Consider the following 19,313-nt stretch of genomic DNA (forward strand, 5'->3'; position numbering starts at 1 on the left):
GGTCGATTCCACCTTCACACGATCTATCGCTTCTAAACTTTCAAGACTTTCGACTTCCGGACGAAAGACAATATCGGCATCCCCCGATTCAAGGGCAAGGGACCGGGCGTTGGCATCTTCATTAAAAGAAAACCTTGCTTTTGCAAGCTTCGCAGCTCCATTCCAGTAAGCCTCGTAACGTATTAAATCAACCGCCGTGCCCGGAATGAATTTCGAGACGGCAAATGGTCCCGTCCCTATCGGCTTGTTCATGAAGTCGCTTTCCGTTACATCAATGATCGATGTATTGGGATGGACCAATTCCGATGGAAACTCCGGAAAGGGCACCTCCGTCTTGATCGTCAGCTTATTTCCCTTCGCTGTTATCGATTCAATGCGCAAGGCATTCTTGATCGCCAGGCTGTCCTTCATCGCCCGCTCCAACGACGCCTTCACGGCTTGTCCGTCCATCTGCCTTCCATTCTGAAACGTCACTCCGTCCCTAAGCTCGAACTCCCATAACTGACCATCCTTGCTGCTCCAGCCTTTTGCCAGCCATGGCTCGATAGTCAAATCCTTATCATTTAGATGGACCAATGTCTCCGTAATGCCAGCCCGCAATGACACATAACTTGTATCCACATTGGGATCGAGCGAGCCCGTCGCAAAATTAAACAGCAAGTTCACCTCCTTTCCCCCTCTCCCTTGCTCCTTGGATGACTCCTTAGCACAAGCAGCCAAAACAAAAAATGATAGACATAAGATAATAATTGATTGATATTTTCTCGACATCATCCATTTCCTCCATAATTCCTACATACTATTAAATCGAAAACATTACGATTTAATAACGATGAATTTGCGCTTCCAGCCTTTATGTAAAGATAAGATATGCTGCGCTCTTAGCTACGTAAATCCTGCCAAACGCGAGTATTTGCACTGAACTGGTCTGGAATTGCACTAGCCTCTAAATTCCGAAATGATTCCCTCCTTCACACAAATCAAAAAGATTACGATTTAGCAACGATGATCGCTACCAGTATTTCTCGCCTGCTTCATTATAAAACGTAATCATTACTATTTACAAGCGTTTTTTTAAATTAGCGGTCTTCTTTTAAAACGATAAAAGCACAGTAGTTGTTTAACTACTGTGCTTTTGATAGGTATCATTGTTCTACTTCGTCCTGACCCGGTCCCATTTTCGTTTGCTCTTCTCCATTTAATATCAACCGGAATGAGATATCGGCTTTTAGAGAATCCGATACTGCACAGTATTTTTCTTTTCCTAGATTGATTGCTCTCCAGATTCGTTTACTGTCCACTTGTCCATCGATCATGAAGGTCACGACGATGGATGTGAACCCTTTAGGCAATTCTTCTTTTCTCGTACCATCTGTTTCAATTTCGAGTCTGTCTATAGATGACAAATATGGCTTCAGAATCATCGTGACATCTATTCCAATGCATCCAGCCAGGGACGCCAGAAGCATTTCTGTCGGCGTACACCCTTTCCCTTCGCCTCCATATGCAGGTGTTGCGTCCATATTGACTTCATAGCCTGAATCTCCAACCGCTGTAAAAGCACGCTGGCCTCCCCATTTTGTTACCACTTTCATAATAATTCCTCCCGCTTCCCTTGTATGAACTACATTTTCTTCAAAAATTTCCTGGCTCGTTCGCTTTGTGGGCGTGAAAAGAATTCATCTGGCGGACTCTCTTCAACAATGGCACCATCGGACATGAAAACGATTCTATCAGCCACTTCCTCAGCAAATGTCATCTCATGCGTAACGATAGCCATGGTCATTCCATCAAGAGCGAGTTCTTTAATGACAGCCAGCACTTCATCCACCAACTCAGGATCTAATGCAGACGTTGGTTCATCGAACAATAAGATATCGGGTTCCATTGCAAGTGCTCTGGCAATCGCAACCCTTTGTTGCTGCCCTCCAGATAATCGGGAAGGATACACATCTCTTTTATCTATCAGCCCTACTCTGTTTAACAGTATTTCCCCTTTTCTCACTGCATCATTTTTCGGCCATTTTTTCACGATCAGCAATGCTTCCATAACATTTTCCAGTACCGTTTTATGCGGGTATAAATTGAATTGTTGAAAAACCATTCCCGTATGAAGACGGACTTTTTTAATTTGTTTATTGCGCACTTTTTGACTTTTCTTCGCATCAACGACTATGTTGCTCACTTCAATGGTTCCACTCGTTAATTCTTCCAGGCCATTGATACACCGAAGCAAAGTACTTTTACCTGAACCACTCGGTCCAAGAATCACGACGACTTCGCCGCTTTTCACTTGTAAATTAATATCCTTCAACACGTCCAAGGTTGAGAAACTCTTCGATAGGTTGCTGATGTTTATCATTCTCTCTCACCATACTTAATCATAAATTGATAACCGTTTTTCGATTCTTTCCAATACAAAGGAAAATCCTGTACTCATGATCCAATACATTAACGCAATCGATAAATAAAATGGCATGTACACATAGTATTGAGCAATTAATAGTTGGGCAGATCGCAATAATTCGGTAACCGTTATTACGGAAACAAGCGATGTTTCTTTTAACATCCCAATGAATGTATTGCCAGCAGGCGGGATGGCTACCCTAATCGCTTGCGGAAAAACAATTCTGCGCATCGTCTGATATGGTGACATTCCCGATGCATATGCCGCTTCATATTGCCCTTTAGGGATGGACTGAATCGCCCCGCGCAAGGTTTCGGACAGGTAAGCCCCGATGCTGATGCTTAACGCGATATAAGCCGCTGTCAATGGTTGAAGATTAAAACCGTAATCAGCCAGTCCATAATACACAATGATGATTTGGACCAATGTGGGCGTACCTCTTATGATCGAAACATATGCACGAGCGATCCATCTAATAAATGTATTGCCTTTTAATCTTGCTACCGCCACGATCACAGCGATAATCGATCCAAAAAACATGGATATAATGGTGATCAGGAGCGTATAGTATGCGCCCTGCAATAAAAATGGCAGGTTAGTCCAAATAACATCCATAGCTTTGGTTGTATCCTTTCTACGATAATCGGTTTATTCTTGCGGCTCTTCCCCAAACCATTTAACAAAAATCTCTTTATACGTGCCGTCTTGTTTCATATCAGCTAGATGCTTGTTCAATTCTTTCAAGAGTGACTCATTACCTTTACGAATCGCGATTCCTGCTTTATCAGATTTAACCGGCTCACCAACAGCCTTGATCTTGAAGCCATTTTTCTCGACAACTGGTTTCAACGCATACATATTATTGATCGTTGCATCAATTCTTCCAGAGTCCAAATCCTTCAATGATGTTATCACGTCATCATAGGTTTTAATCGTAAAATCGCCAACCTCTGGAAGCAGCTCTGTACGAAGATAGGTTTCATCATTCGTTCCCAGTCCCACTCCGATGTTCTTGCCTTTGAAATCTTTTACAGACTTTACTGTATTATTTTTTTCTTGGACGATCACTTTCACATTGTTTGTGATATATGGCTCCGTAAAGTCCATTTGTTTTTTTCGGTCATCCGTAATCGTCATTTGGCTTATCACTGCATCAAACTTTTTGGTTTGCAATCCTGCCACCATGCCTGAAAATTCTTGAGAAACAAATTCAACATCCACTCCGAGCCGTTTGGCCAATTCCTTCGCGATATCCGCATCAAATCCATCCATTTCTTTTTTATCATTCAAGAAATTGTATGGCTGATATGTACCCATAAGCCCTACTTTAAGGGTTCCACGATCTTTGATTTCTTGTAATAAATCTGCATTTTTTTCGCTAGTCTTATCATCTTTCGAACCACAAGCACTTAAAATCAAAGTAAATGCCACTAATAAAACCAATGTAAGGTATGAATATTTTTTCTTCATTTTAATTTATCTCCTTTTCACTTTCCTAATAATCCGTAAAATTCGAATCTAACCATTTCCTTAGACAGCTCTGCCGTTGTTCGGTTTCTAATATTCGAGCCAGCCGAGACCGGTCCGAATAACCACCTAGATAGGATTCCTTCGAATAAGCTCATTAATAATGCAGCTTGTAAACCAGGATCCCTTTCCGGCAGGATGTTCAGCTCCATTGCTCTTTTAATATTATTCTCGAAAGCTTCTTCCACCTTCAAGCGAGTTTCAATGATTGCCTGTTTAAGTGACTCTTCCCCATCAATTCCCTTGAATATCATTTCCATCATATATCGGTTGGATTGCGAAAAATCAAACAACTCCACGAATAGCTTTTCTGAGGAATTCAAGACATCCTGCACCGTGCCAGGTGATTTTCGGTGTCCGTGCGCCACTACCTCCAGAAGTCCCATTCGCCCCTGTTCAATGATTTCCAAAGCAATCGCTTCTTTACTTTTAAAATGCCAATAAAAAGTACCTTGAGCAATGCCCGCCTCGCGAACGATGTCGGAAATCTTCGTTTTATGATAACCAAGGGAAGCAAAAAGCTGTTGCGAAATCACTAATATTTGCTCTCTTCTTTCCAACTTTTCTTGAGTAGAAATCCGTACTCACCTCCCGATTGATTAGTCAGTCAGTCTTATCATATAAAAATCCTGAACAGTAGTCAATTAACTTTAGTGGTTTAGTTGGTTTTATTTTTTCCACAAACAAAAAGCTCCTGAAAATACATTTCAGGAGCTTAGGTTCATTATTTTTGCAACTCATTGTAATGAGTGATGACTTCTTTCGTTATTTCACTGTTTTCGTCCAGGCCGCTAACTTCCTTAAGTACGGCTGGTACACCATTTTCCTTGATCATCGCTTGCAGCTTGATCGCTTCTTCGTCTTCGTGGAAATCAAACAGCAATGCGGATGCAATCGCCTTCGCCAAGTTCGTATAAGAAAGACCGGCCTTTTGCGCTTCTACGGCAGGGCGTACGAGACGGTCGTTCGGTCCGAGCTTGCGCAGCGGTGAACGGCCCACTCTATTCACCGAGTCGTTCAAGTAGGCATTTTTAAATCGGGCAATGATTTTTTCAATATAACGCTGATGCTCGTCTGCATCCAATCCGTATTGCTTTATTAAATAGGCGCCCGTTTCCCCTAGTATGTTCTTGACTTGCTCGACAATCGCTTCATCCTCCAAAGATTGGTCAATCGTCAATTTGCTGTCTTTAAGGTAGCCGAGGTACGCAATCGATGCATGTCCTGTATTGACTGTGAACAATTTCCTTTCAATGAATGGAGCCAGCTCTTTTACAATCGTCATCCCCTCCACAGCAGGAATGTTTTCATTCGTTTCCACGACCCATTCATAATAAGGTTCGACCAATACGTCCAGTGACCCTTCGTTGTTTTGCAAAGGAACGATCCGATCGACAGCTGAATTGAAGAAGGATACTTTTTCAGCAAGGGTTGCCTTCGTTTCCTGATCCAAGTGTTGCAGGATGTATCCTTCTAAAAGGTCCGTTGCCGAAATTTGGTTTTCGCATGCGATCACATATAGCTTTTCATCGGTTCGTTTCACTCTTGAAGCTAATCCCTTTGCAATCAAAGGAGCGATATGGGGCAGGATATTCGGTCCGATCGCCGTGGTAAGGTAGGTTGCTTCCGATATGGCTTTAATGATTTCATCTTCCTGGTTCAAGCTATTTAAGCCTGAGACATTTTCCACCGTGACCGATTCTTGTTGATCCGTTGCCAATTTGACTTGGTATTGCTTTTTTTCATTCAACTGATCGATGATTTTTTCAGCTATATCTACAAATGTGACATGATATCCAGATTGTGAAAAGAGTGCTCCGATAAATCCTCTTCCAATGTTTCCTGCACCAAAATGTACGGCTTGTTTCATTACAATCATCCCTTTATCAAGTTAGTATATAAATAGTCCAAAAATATGGCTTCCAATCTTTTGCTGATCAGTTCTTCGTCCGAAGATGAAAAAACCATGATCGATTCATTACTTTCAATTAAGCTGGAACTGATCAGGCTGACAATTTCCTGCTGCTTCACGCTCAAGTCTTCAGGAGCCAGCATCAGCAGTAAGTTTTTCATATGGACGACTTTTCCGTCCATTCCTTTAACAAGACAATCTTCCTCAAGACGGGCGATCTGGAATATCAACTCTTTCACGTTTTTATGCCTGGCATGAAAAAGTCCCAAGCTTGTGCCAGGAATGCCTAAACCGCCTTTTTTTTCCCTTTCGTCCAGGGCTCCAATGACATCACCGGCATGGATGATCAATTGTTCCTTTTCAGCGATCATAACCATTTCTTCGAGGATCTCCGGATGTCCTTTCAAATGCGGCAGGCGATATAATCGGAAATTATCAATGATCGACTGGATACTTTCCTCGGCACTTTTCAATTCCTGCAAAACTTCCCTCAATTCGCCGTCAGGTTTTTTCGAAGTCGAATCCTTGTTAGCCGCCTGACTCCGATATCGTTTATTCTTCGTGAACTTTTCAATATTCTTCCTGATATAATTCCTGATATTCTCGATATTTTCTTCACTCAAAAGAGGGGATACGAGAATATAATCCATATCGATATACGGAAGGCGAACGGTGGAAATGATAACATCATAATTTTGCAGGTTGTCTTGCATCTGGATATCCTTGATCGTTTTAATTTCAACCGTCTGGATTTCGATGATTTCTTTTTTGATCCGGCTGGCCAGCATTTTTGATGTACCTATCCCCGTCGGACAAACGATGAGCGCCCTGATGGCAATTTCCTCTTCCCGCAGCACCAACGCAGATCCGAAATGGAGGACGATGAAGGCTATCTCATCTTCAGGGAATTCCTTAATTTCCTTGAATTCCCTTTCCAGGCCGGTCTTAACGGCTAAAAAGAGAACGGGATACTTTCGTTTAATATCTTCCGTTAAGGGATTGTATAATCCCATTTCCTGTTTGATCCTGAAAAGCGAAGGCTCCATATGGGCAAGAAGCCCTTGATACAGCGGAAAATCCTTGGTCAAGTTGATTTGCAGCTGCTCTGAAACATCCTTGATCAAGTTCCTGATGAGCTTGCCCAGCAACACGCTGTCATACGGAACGGCATCGGCGGCATGAAGTTTGGAGCCTTTCAGGATGGCAGCCAAATAGCTTATATCATCGATTGTAAAGGAAACCTTGAGCTTGGTCTTGAGTTCCTTGCAGATTTTATCCATCAGGTTATTCTCATCCGAGAGGTCGCTTAGTCTTTTGAAGTCCTTCTCCAAATAAAATTGGCTTTCATTCCTTTGGAGGGTTACGTAAATATGTACGACCAACCCTATATACCCGCTATCGGCCAAACGTGAATGGATACTATTGAAGGTGGAGTTCAGCACGCCATCAATGGCCAAAAGATAGTCGGGATCAAAATAGTCGAGAATTTTCCCTTTGCGGATTTCCCCTTCTTGGAGCAAGAATAAGCTTTCGATCAGCTCTTCATTAAAAAAGTGCAGGAAATAGGCAGCCTGTGCTTTCCGTTTATTTTCTTCAGTACCGGCAAGCTCTATCCCCACTCCCCTTTTCCTTGTAATCACGATATTGAAATTCCTTAGCCACTCCGTCAATTCGTCCAAATAGACGGTAAGGGTCGATATGCTGATGCCAAGATTCACCGCAAGTGCTTGCGTTTTATACGATTCTTCCTGAAGTAAAGCCAAAAGAAGATGCAACTTTCTTTCTTGCGGCGTCTGATCGATTGGATGATTCCCCATCAGGTGCTGCACTAGCCGAAAGATTTGTTCATTCTTGCCGTCGATAGACAACCCTTCATGTGTATTGCGTGTAAGCTGCAATTCAAAAGATTGCAGGATTTTTTCTATCGATTTCAAATCACGCTGAACCGTGCGGACACTTACATTCAATTGTGTGGCAATGGAAACGGCCGTATGCTTTCCAGACGTTTTTATGATCAATTCCAGGATTGATTTTTCCCTTGAAGTAATATACATGCTACCAACTCATTTCAGGTGGAGTAACACGAGAAAATACTGAATAGAAAAGCGTAAAACGCTTTTCTATTCATGGTGAAAAATATTTAATTTTTTTCTACATTGATGATATCCATCAATTCCCTGGCTGTTGTGGCTTTGACCATTTTTTCAATGTTTTCCATTTCGGAACAAGTGACGGCAATGCCAGATAGGATTTCGAGATGTGTTCCATCCTTACCGGCTATCCCGAATATCAATCGTGCTTTTTGACCGTCAAAGTCAACCCCATCAGGAATTTGTAAAACGGTGAATCCGGATTTAAGAACATCCTTCTTCGCTTCTTCGGTTCCGTGTGGGATCGCTACATCATTTCCCATATAAGTGGAAGTCATCTCATCGCGGGCAATCATTGCTTCGATATAGCTTTCCTTAACGTAACCTGCTTTGACCAAAGCTCTGCCGGCAAACCGGATCGCTTCTTCCTTATTGGCGAATTGTTGATTGAGGAAGACATTTTCTTCACGAAGCAATTCATTATCAGCTTGTTCTTCTTCCTCAATACCCGGTTCGATGGAATGCTCGCGAACGCCGGGAACCTTTTCTTCAGCCTCTTCGACAATCTCATGCAGCTCATCTGTACCGTCATCCTGAAGACGTGCAAGCAATGAATCATATTCAGGGCTTGATAAGAAGTTATCGACAGATACGTGATACGCATTAGGCACTTTAGCTTTGGCCCTTGGCGTCAACTCTTCCTGGGTAATGACGATTTGTGCATCAGCAGGAATATTTGAAATCGCCGTATTGGTAACCGAGATATTCATTCCGGCTTCCTTCACCTTCTTGCGAAGCAGCGAAGCTCCCATTGCACTTGAGCCCATACCAGCATCGCAAGCAAAAATGATTTTGTTGACGTTTGTCGGCATTGTTCCCGGTTCTGAAGCGAACACATTGGCAACAGAGCTTTTCTTGCCTTTCATTTCTTGCATTTTCTTCGCGGCATCCTCAATGTTCTCTTCGGATTGTTTTCCTGTTTTCAAGATGAATGCAGAGACAACGAATGATACGATTGCAGCGACAAGTACACCTGCAAAGTTAGCAATATATGCGCTAGCATGATGCGGAGTTACGGCAGTGATGGCAAGAATGCTGCCTGGTGAAGCAGGCGCGAATAATCCTCCGCCTAAAAGAACCAAAGTGAAGACTCCGCTCATGCCTCCAAGGATGACCGCTATGAATAACATCGGCTTCATCAGGATATAAGGGAAATAAATTTCATGGATCCCGCCGAAGAATTGAATGATGGCAGCTCCTGGCGCCGATCTTTTCGCCGTTCCTTTTCCAAAGAAGCAATAAGCAAGCAGGACGCCAAGACCTGGTCCTGGATTCGATTCAAGCAGGAACAGGATGGAAGACCCTGTTTGTTTCGCTTGCTCTAAAGCGATTGGTGATAATACACCGTGATTGATTGCATTGTTCAAGAACAATACTTTGGCAGGCTCGATCAGGATACTCGTCAATGGCAGCAAGCCTGTACCGACAAGCCAATCGACTCCTGCTACAAGCCACCCTGTAAACACGTCAACGGCTGGTCCGATGGCCAGGAATGATAGGATGGACAGCAAACCTCCAAGTATCCCAGCCGAGAAATTGTTGACAAGCATTTCAAATCCTGCTTTTATTTTACCTTCGATCAGTTGATCGAATTTCTTGATGACATACCCACCGAATGGTCCCATGATCATCGCACCAAGGAACATCGGGATGTCAGATCCGACAATGACACCCATTGTCGCGATGGCACCGACTACGCCGCCTCGGTGGTCATGGAATAGCTTACCACCTGTATACCCAATTAAGAGCGGCAGTAAAAACGTGACCATCGGAGTAACCATTTTGGCAAGGCTTTCATTTGGCAGGAATCCCGATGGAATGAATAGGGCCGTGATTAACCCCCAAGCGATGAAAGCCGATATGTTCGGCATGACCATAGAACTTAAAAAGTTACCGAACTTTTGAACTGCAACCTTTATATTAAAGTGAGCCATTTTACTCTCTCCCCTTCATTAATGATATATTTTACATTCATCTTAAATCACGTACCTTCCGCATTCAATAAAAGATAAAGCTAACTTTGTCGCGGAAGGGGAGACAAACATAATGTTTCTCATTTTTCCAGTTTTATTCAGGTCGTGGTCAATTCTACATGGGGGTAAAAGAAAAGGGTTCCGTTCTTTTAAGAACGGGACCCTTTTGTTACAACTTATAGGGGGATGATGCCCAATATGACAGACACCACGATCATGACAAGCGTCGATCCGCAGGCCCATTTCAAGAAGGTGCGCTGCAGGGCTCCGAAATCTTCCCCTACCATTCCAATCAATAGATAGGTAGATGGCACGAGCGGACTTAATAGGTGAACAGGCAGCCCTAACAGGGAAGCTCTGCCGATCAAGGCAGGATCGATTCCATAAGCGGCTCCCGCTTTTGCAAGCAATGGAAGTACCCCATAATAAAATGCATCATTGGACATGAAGAAGGTAAAAGGTGCGGAGATGACGGCTGTAATGACGGCAAAATGGGCACCCATTTGGTCAGGAATATGCTGGATCAAAGAGTTAGCCATCGCATCCACCATTTCCGTGCCGGCAAGTATCCCAGTAAAGACACCAGCAGCAAAAATCATTGAAATGACCGATAAAGCATTGTCAGCGTAATTGGCAACCCTTTCTTTTTGGTCACTGATCTTAGGATAATTGACCGTGATGGCGATTGCAAAACCTACCATGAACAAGACCGCCGAAGGCATAAGCTCCATAATCAGCGCCACAAGAAGGGTCAGCGTCAAAGCATAATTGAAAATAATCAATTTAGGACGCTTAAGATAAGCATCTTCCGTTGCTGCCGCATGCTGGGCCGCAATGGATTGATCGATTTCGATGATACCGATCCGTTTTCTTTCTTTTTTCCCAAGGCAATAAGCCATGAATAAGACGAATAGGACTCCGCCAATCATTGCAGGAATGACTGGGGTGAAAACATCGGACATTTCAAGCTTTAAAGCGGTCATCACCCGTGCTGTCGGTCCTCCCCAAGGAAGAAGGTTCATGACACCGGATGATGAAACGGCGATGCCTGCCAATATAAGCGGTTTCATTCCAATCCGTTTATAAAGCGGAAGCATGGCGGAAATCGTTATCATATAAGTGGTTGTACCATCTCCATCCAACGAAATCAGCAACGCCAGGACTGCCGTGCCGATGGCAATTTTCACTGGATCTCCTTTTACAAGCTTAAGGATCGTCCGAATGATCGGATCAAAAACGCCAGCATCGATCAAAATGCCGAAGAAAAGGATCGCGAATAAAATCATGATTCCCGTTGGCGCCACACTTTTGATTCCTTCCAGCGCCATTGCACCCATCTCGCCGCCAAATCCGCCGATTAGCGCAAAAGCACTCGGTACTACAATCAAAGCTATCATGGCTGAAAGTCGCCCTGTCATAATTAATATCATAAAAACCAAAATCATCAAATATCCCAATAAAGCGAGCATATGATCACTCCTCATCTTCTAATAAGCTAAATTGTATCGGAAAACGCTTTATCTGTAAGCGTTTTCAATTTATTGTGTTTTAAAACTATTTTGTTAATTGTGTTCATTGTGTTCACGGAGGTACTTCACAGGTGAACAGGGTCCCTGATTCCAACAAAAAAACACCTCCAATTAGAGGAGGTGTCCAATAGGCACTATTCAATTTTATAATATCTTCGCTCGGGCCTGCCGACCAATCCATATACGACTTCCGCTTTGCATTTCTTAACGGAAATCAAATATTCCAAATAGCGTCTAGCCGTTGTCCTGGACGCACCGATCTGACCGCTTACCTGTTCCGCCGACAAGCCGATATCGCTTGCTTCGAGAACCTCGATCACCTTCGTCAAGGTGATTTCGTCGACCCCCTTCGGCAAGGCGGCGGCTTCGTTCGTTTCTTGCGGAGCGTCTCCCTTTTTCAATATAAGATCAACAAAATCCTGATCGATCTCTTGCTTGGATTTAAGCAGCTGGACTTTTTTAAGGTACTCCCCGATGACTTGGTTGAAGCGCTTCATTTCCACTGGTTTAATTAAATAGTTCTCGACACCGTAGTGAAGCGCCTTTTCAAGCTGTTCTTTTTCTGTCGCAGCCGTAATCATGATGATATCGACATACGGGAATTTTTTTCGAATGTCGGGAAGGAGCTCTGTACCTAGCTGATCCGGCATATACACATCAAGCAAAAGCAAATCCGGTTTTTTTTGCTCCAATATCCGCAATGTTTTTTTGGCATTGACGGCTTTTCCGACCACTTCTACTTCATCAAAGGCTTTCAAGAATTTTTCATGGATATCCGCTACCCGGAAATCATCTTCCGCTATGACGGCTCTTATCTTCAACATTTTTACCCTCCTCTCCGTTTTTTAGGAAGATACACGGTGAATATGGTGTTTCCATTTTCGCTTTGAACCTCGATGATGCCCTCCAGCTCTTTTACGACCTGATCGGCGTTTGAAAGTCCATAGCCACTCGGACTCCCACTGTTTTTCGAAGTGAAGCCCCGATTGAAAATATAGGAAATATCATGTTCAGGTATTCCTTTTCCGTTGTCACTGACTTCAAATACTAGATCATTTCCAATATCGGTTGCGAAGAATTTCACGAGCGGCTCGTCCATGCCGGAAACCGCTTCAAGCGCATTATCGATGATATTACCTACTATCAATGTGAGCTGTGACAATTTGATATGATCTGGAAGCTTCTCCAAGTAACTTTCTGCATCTATTTCGAAGACGATTTTCTTCTCCGATGCTTTTCCGATCTTGCCGAGTAACAGGGCTTGTACCTTAGTATCCTTGATCTGTTCAAACACGACACGGTTCAAGGAATGCAATTCGGATGTTTCGCTTTGAATCATATCTATTGCTTCATCGTATTCCCCTAATTGTATCAGTCCTGAGAGAACATAAAGCTTATTGGTGAATTCATGGGTTTGGGCCCGTAAATCCTCTGAATGCATCTTCACTTCCGATAATGTATGGACCATTTCCTCAATTTCCGTTCGATCACGGAACGAAGCGACAACACCGCTTACTCCCTCACTATCGAAGATTGGCGTACAATTCACGATAATCGATTTATCTTTCCACGTTATCTCTTTATCCGCCTGGGGCTCCCCAGACCTTAGCACTTCAAATAAATACTTCGATGGAAAAAGCCCATCGACATTCAAATGGCGGACGGATTCCTTGATATCCAGCAATTTCTTCGCTGGCTGATTCATCGAGGTGATCAATCCATTTTGGTCAATGGCGAGAATACCTTCCTTGACCGACTGAAGCACCGCATTTTTTTCTTTATATAAATTGGCGATTTCAAATGGTTCAAGTCCTAATGTATCTTTACGTATGCTTCTTGCCAGCATGTAGCTGCCAATGATCGAAATCATGATCGCCAATAAAGAAATAAACATTTCTTTCGAAAGGTCCTTGAAAATCTGGGCCCGGACATCTTCTACCAAAAAACCGACCGAGACTATCCCAATGATCTTCCCATCCTGATTGAAGATCGGCGATTTCCCCCGAATCGAAAGACCCAGCGAGCCCGCCGCCTCGGAAACATAATATTTGCCCTCGCGGATGGCCCTGCTATTGTCGCCGCCTTTCATCCGCTTCCCGATTTCAGATGCCATCGGATGGGAGTAACGAATTTCTTTGTCATTCCCCACAACAATGAACTCAGCCCCTGTTTCCCTGCGGATCTTTTCGACAACCGGCTGGATGACACTCGCCGGGTCGTCCGTTTCAAAAGCCTCCGTGACGGTAGGCATGAAGCTGATCGTTTTAGAAAGTTCCAAAGCCAATTGGCCCTTATCCGTCGCGATTTGCCTTCCTTCCATATATGAAAAAGAGATCGCCAATAAGAGAATCAAAAAAAGGCTCAACGATAAAACTAATCCGAGAATCTTGGTTTCCAGCGATACTTTTCTCATATTCAACCGCATCCCCTATTTTCACATTCTTTCATTATATTTTATTGCAGCATAATGATTTTACCATTTCTATTAAAATTTGAACATTGTGATAAGTAATGAAAGAATTCAAGCACCGCATGGTATAATATAACAAAAAAGAGAAGGCGATTTTTTGAATCCCATATATATAATCGTAATTACCTGTTTGCTGGTTTTCGACTTTTTCCCAAGCATTCTTCCTAACATCATTTTACCGAAAATAATTCTTGGCCTTTTGATCGGTTTTTATCTCAGTCTCCTCTTGAAAAAGGAACGCCATGCCGATCATAGGGCGAAGTTCAAAGAGCAAATGCTTAGCACCTTGTACCTTCTTTTCCTGATCGGCTTGCTGACCGCTCTAGGTGGAAAATCGTCTGTTGGCATTTCCTTCGATAACGCTTTTCTTTGGCTTGTCCTGCTTTTACCTTGCTTCCAGATTTATTTGAATTGGAGGAAGGTAAAAGCATCAAAAAAAGAGTTCCCTTGACGGCAACCCCTTCGATCATATATTCAAAAACAAGTAAAAGATCTAATTTGTCTTGTATCGATTCCAAAAAACGTCCAGAATCTCCCATTCCATCTGAAGCCTGCCACAGATCGCGGACCGACGAAAATGGGGTAATACCAAAAACTCCCCCCATTATTCAACCAGATGAACGTATTCCTGAATAAGCAAAACGAAATCGCCCCTGGATCTACAGCAAATGTTGAGGCCTGCTGCTGTTGCGGGATAAACGCTGGCGGTGGCGCTGTTGGTGCTTGCGAATACGGAGATGGCCCCGGTTGACCTGGAAATTGGGGCCCGCCCGGAAAGCCTGGAAATCCGGGTAGTTCAGGAAACACCCGATCTTGATACGCTGGATCTTCATAATAATACGTTGGGTACACATACATGGTCATTCACCCCTATATGATTGAATGATATACAGTATGATATATGGATCAAGGTTGTATGGGCTCTTAACGAACGATTTATGAAGCAACCCACATTTCATCTCCTAAAATGGAGATATATCGATACGAATTGTACTGGTTTATTGACGAATTTTGTTTTATATCTACGAATCGCGTTGATTTATCTACGTGGATTCAGTAAAGCAGTCTCCATAAATAAAATGTTGCGTAGGATTTCCAATCAGACCAGGCTTCCGACCATGTTTGGATTTCGGCTTTTGTTGGTTTCATTTCCATTTCAAGGACCAGCTTGATGGAATTATGCAGACCGACATCATCGATTGGAAATGCAGCTGGAAACCGCAAGCACCTCATGAGTACATAATTCGCTGTCCATGGACCGATCCCGCGTATTTTCGTAAGCATTTTTTCAGCGGTTTTTACATCGTTTGCCAGCAGCAGCTTTTCTTTCGTAAGTTCACCTTTCGCCATCAGTTGGGCCACATCAATCAAGTACTCGCATTTCTTCACGGTCATCCTCATTACGGAAAGATCTTCTACCGTCAATTTGGCTATCGATTCGGGCGTCGGAAACAGCCAATACGACTTCCCCTCGTATTCAATCCTTTCGCCGAATGATTCAACAAGCCTCCGCTTTAATGTATAAGCGTAAGTCAAATTAATCTGCTGTCCAAGAATTCCCCAGGCAATAGCTTCAAATAAATCTGGGATGCCCATGTTCCTTAAACCGAAGAACTGGCTGACCGGCCTTTGCAATAAGGGATCTTTTTTTGCAAGCTCATAAAAGGGCAAGATATTTGTGTCTAGATCGAACCAAGTGCGAATGTATGCGGAAACAGCATCAACAATACGCTTGTCGATTGGTTCCGTCCGTCCTGGTATTCGAACGTGCAGCTCCGTTTCATTCACCGCACTGATTTCCACTAAAAGTTTCTCGTTTTCGAAAGACAAGGCACGATATATCTTTTGATCGACAATGTCGAATAAACATTCATTGGCGGATCTTGATAAGTATGTAAGATTTTCCGTAAAGCGGAATTCACGCGGTGCAAGGATGGTCCATTCACATCTATCATAAAATGTCTCGTTCATTCATGCTCCTCCTTCTTCGGTTTCCTTTATTTTAATCAACTTGCTCTTTCCTTTAAATACCGGGTAACAGTTAAAATAAAGGCTAGAGCTGTCTTCTGACTATAAATGAGCAGGGGGAACTCCAACATCATGATCTTCTCATTGATTTTAACTTTAACCAAAATGAATTACGTTATCTTGCTTTTATATTATCGCCTTGTTTGCATATCTACACTTTCTTGTATACTAAAGGAGAGGTGAGCATGGTGGATTCGAACATCCCTAATGATTATTGGAAAGCCATCGTCGATTGTGATGAAGCGTATGATGATCATTTTTTATATGGAGTAATGACAACAGGCATTTTTTGCAGGCCCTCCTGCAAATCCCGGGTGCCTAATAAGGAAAATGTGAAGATTTTCAAAAATGCCAGAATGGCCCTGGAGGCGGACTTCCGGCCTTGTAAACGATGTAAACCGGAAGGACTGAATCTGCCAATGGAAGATTGGATTGAACAGATAGCCGAATGGCTCGACCAGCATTTCCGTGAATCGCTCACATTGAACAGGATCGCCGATATTGCCCACGGGAGCCCCTATCATTTACAACGATCCTTCAAGCGTGTGAAGGGGATGACACCCAGTGAATACGTTCAGCGCCTCCGAATTGAAAAAGCATGCAGTCTTCTCGAAAGCTCCGAGCTGACTGTAGCAGACATAGGGTTGGCCGTAGGTTTCTCAAGCACTCCCTATTTCATGACATTATTCAAAATGAAGATGGGCATTACACCAATGGGCTACCGCAAAGATGCCACCAAGATGGCAACGAAGGAGCGTGAACCAGATGCAAACAGTTGACTGGTCGATACTAAGTTATGATGCGGGGCCATTATATATCGCCAAGACGGAGAAAGGACTCTGCTATGTAGGTTCACCGGGACAATCATTCAAAGACCTGGACGCATGGAGGCAAAAGCGCTTCCCCACGGCCAAGCTTGCCGAAAATCCAGAAGCATTAAGACCATATATCCAAGAGCTGCATGAATATTTAAAAGGAGTGCGGCAAACCTTCTCATTTACAACGGATGTAAAAGGTACTCCCTTCCAACAAGAAATCTGGGCAGCATTGAAGCAAATCCCCTATGGGACGACATGTTCATACTCCGATATTGCCCAGCTCATTCAAAGACCTGCAGCCGTTCGGGCTGTCGGTACGGCCATTGGCGCCAATCCTGTATTGATCACGGTGCCATGCCACCGGGTCATCGGAAAGAATGGCGCCATTTCCGGTTACCGCGGCGGTACGGAGATGAAACAATATTTACTTCAATTGGAAGCGAACTATCGGAGGGAAGGCCTTCTTAACTAATAAAAGCATCCGATCATTCGGATGCTTTCATGCCGTTTGCTGCCCCTAAAACCAGATGGTCACCGCTTTATTATACGCATCGCTATTAGGGATCGCGTGTATCCCTTGGGCCTGGGCTTTTCTTGGGTCCAGGCCATAGACCATTGGTGTATAACAAGATGTCTGACCCTTATTCACAACCCCATTCCCTTCGGAGCTTTCGCACGTGTAGGCCTTCCCATCCGTGCTGCGGACGATTCTGGCATCCGCTTCATGATTATAGACGGCTGGACGGGTGACAGTGACTTTCGCCCAGGCGGTTTTACAAGTTGTGCTGAATTTCAATTCTACGTACGAAACGGAATCGATCCATACTTTATCCTTCGTTACCGCCGAATTTGCACAACCATTATAGTTCGGGTTTTTGCCATCATAACTATGGGTTTCAGCCAATGCTTGATCATTACCGATGATCATGAAATCCAGCATGAATAGTGATACGGTCATCAATAGCGATAACCCGATCATTCTAATTGTATTCAAGTCCTTCATCCTTTCTGCGAATCAAAAATCATTAATACCAGCCTGTTTCACCCGCTGTATATGGCCAATAACCGACCGCTTTCGCTTTTCGCGGGTCTAAATCATATACCATGGGGGTATAGCAGGTCGTTTGCCCTTTGTTGATCTCACCATTTCCTCCGGGAGAAGCACAGCTATATTGCTTATTATCGGTGCTGCGGACAACCAATGCAGTCGCTTCACCATCCGCTTTAGCCGGCCTGCTGAGCGTGATCTTCGCCCAAGCCGTTTTGCAGGTGTTACTGAATTTCAGCTCCAAATCGGCAGTAGCGCCATTTGCATTGATCTTCACAGACTTCTTGGTCACGGCACTATCGGCACAATCATTATAGTAAGGACTTTTTCCATCATAGTTGTGGGTTTCTGCTGACGCCCTGTTGGAAATTGAATCCAGGGTGCCGAAAGCGACTAAGAAAGCGGCTACTAATGAAAAACATAAAACTATCTTTTTCATAGTTTCACTCATCTCCTTTACAAAATTTACACACTGTTCATCTTACGTTTTTGTCATATTTTTACAAGTGATAAATTCCCTAATTAAGGAAATGAGATGACCGAAGCTTGGCCTTCCTCCCTTGCAGTCTAGTATGTATCGGGTTTTTCTCGATTTCACTTACCAGACAAAGTATATATCCCCATGAGGAATTCAGTGCAAAAAGGCGACCAAAAGGAAATGTACCGGAGAAAACAAGCCATTAGGCCATCACTTCGAATGGTATCGGACAGGCCATTGTACTTAAATCCAATAAGAAAAAGCCCCGCCAAAACCTAAAAAGTTTTGGCGGGGCTCCATTTGGCGTCGATCAGCCGCTGAAGATTTACTTGATCAGCTTACTGATGCTTTCATGATCGGAATTGTCATACGGCACAAATTCGCTTCTGCCAACATCTCGATCGGGGGTGACTGGCAATGGAATTGACCCATCAAACCCGTCGCATACTGTTTCGTGAGCGAGCAACGATGTCGAAGCCATAAGTAATCCACGCCAGCAAATCAAAAACTTCATGAAAATCCAAGCCTATGTACTTCTTACGCGTAGCTTGGCCTGCTCGTTTACGATCCGCATGTAGTCTCCGTTTCCATCGTTCACTCTTCCCTACACTCCGTATTCACCCTTTTTCTTTTCGCCAATTTTTCGGGTTTAGATAACTTTTATATTTAGCAGCCACTTCTTTGCCGACCAATAGCGCCCCTGCCCAAAACATGACTTCCGCGAATACGATAGCCCCGGTTATGACTCCTGCCTTGGCCGCAGCCGATAATGGGGTAAAAGGTGCGATTACCGGAATGATCCAGGTGAGCAGGGAAATGATCAAGAAGCCCATTCCTAATTTATAAAACCTTGATTTCGTTACTTCCTTACCTTCTTTATTCAATTAAATAACCTCCGTCATGATGATAGTCCGTTAATGACTATGCGTTGCATCCGTCTTTCACTTTCATTTGTTCTGTTTTTATACGTTTG

The 19,313-nt window shown here is 43.5% G+C and carries 21 protein-coding genes; 3 read left to right on the forward strand and 18 right to left on the reverse strand.

Translation table 11 applies throughout. The annotated features are described in order from the left end of the window. From CVN76_RS15720 to CVN76_RS15775, 12 genes are all read right to left on the reverse strand, one after another. Nucleotides 1–666, reverse strand: a 666-nt coding sequence (locus CVN76_RS15720) for an ABC transporter substrate-binding protein (protein ID WP_232732269.1), incomplete at its 3' end; no start/stop codon positions are given. 479 nt (nt 667–1,145) lie between these two features. Further along, entirely contained in the window at nt 1,146–1,595 is a 450-nt protein-coding gene (locus tag CVN76_RS15725) for an OsmC family protein (protein ID WP_100532059.1), read from the reverse strand. A 29-nt stretch (nt 1,596–1,624) separates the two neighbouring features. Continuing rightward, a complete protein-coding gene (locus CVN76_RS15730) occupies nt 1,625–2,362 on the reverse strand; it encodes an amino acid ABC transporter ATP-binding protein (RefSeq protein WP_100532060.1) in 738 nt (245 codons plus the stop codon). Nucleotides 2,363–2,377: 15 nt separating this feature from the next. Continuing rightward, entirely contained in the window at nt 2,378–3,022 is a 645-nt protein-coding gene (locus CVN76_RS15735) for an amino acid ABC transporter permease (RefSeq protein ID WP_100532061.1), read from the reverse strand. Between the two features lie 33 nt (nt 3,023–3,055). Beyond that, nucleotides 3,056–3,883 carry a transporter substrate-binding domain-containing protein gene (locus CVN76_RS15740; RefSeq protein WP_198512580.1) on the reverse strand — a complete coding sequence of 276 codons (828 nt, stop codon included), beginning with the start codon at nt 3,881–3,883 and terminating at the stop codon, nt 3,056–3,058. 11 nt (nt 3,884–3,894) lie between these two features. Further along, nucleotides 3,895–4,470 (reverse strand): TetR/AcrR family transcriptional regulator, encoded by a 576-nt coding sequence (locus tag CVN76_RS15745; protein ID WP_232732271.1) that lies wholly within the window; start codon nt 4,468–4,470, stop codon nt 3,895–3,897. Nucleotides 4,471–4,658: 188 nt separating this feature from the next. After that, nucleotides 4,659–5,804: a mannitol-1-phosphate 5-dehydrogenase gene (locus CVN76_RS15750; protein ID WP_100532064.1), complete on the reverse strand. Its 1,146-nt coding sequence runs from the start codon at nt 5,802–5,804 to the stop codon at nt 4,659–4,661. Nucleotides 5,805–5,809: 5 nt separating this feature from the next. After that, nucleotides 5,810–7,900, reverse strand: a complete 2,091-nt coding sequence (locus tag CVN76_RS15755) for a BglG family transcription antiterminator (protein ID WP_100532065.1) — start codon at nt 7,898–7,900, stop codon at nt 5,810–5,812. Nucleotides 7,901–7,986: 86 nt separating this feature from the next. Next, nucleotides 7,987–9,930 (reverse strand): PTS mannitol transporter subunit IICBA, encoded by a 1,944-nt coding sequence (locus CVN76_RS15760; RefSeq protein WP_100532066.1) that lies wholly within the window; start codon nt 9,928–9,930, stop codon nt 7,987–7,989. 215 nt (nt 9,931–10,145) lie between these two features. Beyond that, a complete protein-coding gene (locus CVN76_RS15765; protein ID WP_061140646.1) occupies nt 10,146–11,438 on the reverse strand; it encodes a CitMHS family transporter in 1,293 nt (430 codons plus the stop codon). 194 nt (nt 11,439–11,632) lie between these two features. Beyond that, complete coding sequence (locus CVN76_RS15770) at nt 11,633–12,322, reverse strand: response regulator (protein ID WP_100532067.1); 690 nt, start codon at nt 12,320–12,322, stop codon at nt 11,633–11,635. 2 nt (nt 12,323–12,324) lie between these two features. Further along, nucleotides 12,325–13,911, reverse strand: coding sequence for an ATP-binding protein (locus tag CVN76_RS15775; RefSeq protein WP_198512579.1), 1,587 nt, complete (start codon nt 13,909–13,911; stop codon nt 12,325–12,327). A 154-nt stretch (nt 13,912–14,065) separates the two neighbouring features. Here CVN76_RS15775 and CVN76_RS15780 point away from each other — a divergent pair, with 154 nt between their 5' ends. Next, on the forward strand, nt 14,066–14,419 hold the full coding sequence (locus CVN76_RS15780) for a hypothetical protein (RefSeq protein WP_100532069.1): 354 nt from the start codon (nt 14,066–14,068) through the stop codon (nt 14,417–14,419). Nucleotides 14,420–14,442: 23 nt separating this feature from the next. On the opposite strand, the gene CVN76_RS15785 is transcribed toward CVN76_RS15780, so the two are convergent. Together CVN76_RS15785 and CVN76_RS15790 are read right to left on the reverse strand one after the other, a co-directional pair. Further along, entirely contained in the window at nt 14,443–14,826 is a 384-nt protein-coding gene (locus tag CVN76_RS15785; protein WP_332850643.1) for a collagen-like protein, read from the reverse strand. A 195-nt stretch (nt 14,827–15,021) separates the two neighbouring features. After that, a complete protein-coding gene (locus CVN76_RS15790) occupies nt 15,022–15,939 on the reverse strand; it encodes a DNA-3-methyladenine glycosylase family protein (RefSeq protein WP_100532071.1) in 918 nt (305 codons plus the stop codon). Between the two features lie 242 nt (nt 15,940–16,181). Between CVN76_RS15790 and CVN76_RS15795 the strand changes: the two genes are divergently transcribed. Further along, nucleotides 16,182–16,775 (forward strand): bifunctional transcriptional activator/DNA repair enzyme AdaA, encoded by a 594-nt coding sequence (locus CVN76_RS15795; RefSeq protein ID WP_100532072.1) that lies wholly within the window; start codon nt 16,182–16,184, stop codon nt 16,773–16,775. Further along, nucleotides 16,762–17,286: a methylated-DNA--[protein]-cysteine S-methyltransferase gene (locus tag CVN76_RS15800; protein WP_100532073.1), complete on the forward strand. Its 525-nt coding sequence runs from the start codon at nt 16,762–16,764 to the stop codon at nt 17,284–17,286. The genes CVN76_RS15795 and CVN76_RS15800 overlap by 14 nt, the downstream gene beginning before the upstream one ends. A gap of 45 nt (nt 17,287–17,331) precedes the next feature. Here the strand turns inward: CVN76_RS15800 and CVN76_RS15805 are convergent, their stop codons facing one another. The 4 genes from CVN76_RS15805 to CVN76_RS15815 all read right to left on the reverse strand — a co-directional run bounded on the left by CVN76_RS15805 (nt 17,332) and on the right by CVN76_RS15815 (nt 19,224). Beyond that, nucleotides 17,332–17,772 carry a DUF2690 domain-containing protein gene (locus tag CVN76_RS15805; RefSeq protein ID WP_232732276.1) on the reverse strand — a complete coding sequence of 147 codons (441 nt, stop codon included), beginning with the start codon at nt 17,770–17,772 and terminating at the stop codon, nt 17,332–17,334. 67 nt (nt 17,773–17,839) lie between these two features. Continuing rightward, nucleotides 17,840–18,301 (reverse strand): YjfA family protein, encoded by a 462-nt coding sequence (locus CVN76_RS15810; protein WP_100532074.1) that lies wholly within the window; start codon nt 18,299–18,301, stop codon nt 17,840–17,842. A gap of 364 nt (nt 18,302–18,665) precedes the next feature. After that, nucleotides 18,666–18,821, reverse strand: coding sequence for a hypothetical protein (locus CVN76_RS31060; RefSeq protein ID WP_157805677.1), 156 nt, complete (start codon nt 18,819–18,821; stop codon nt 18,666–18,668). Between the two features lie 136 nt (nt 18,822–18,957). Next, nucleotides 18,958–19,224: a transporter suffix domain-containing protein gene (locus CVN76_RS15815; RefSeq protein ID WP_311316477.1), complete on the reverse strand. Its 267-nt coding sequence runs from the start codon at nt 19,222–19,224 to the stop codon at nt 18,958–18,960. Nucleotides 19,225–19,313 lie beyond the last annotated feature (89 nt).

Source organism: Bacillus sp. mrc49 (assembly GCF_002803435.1).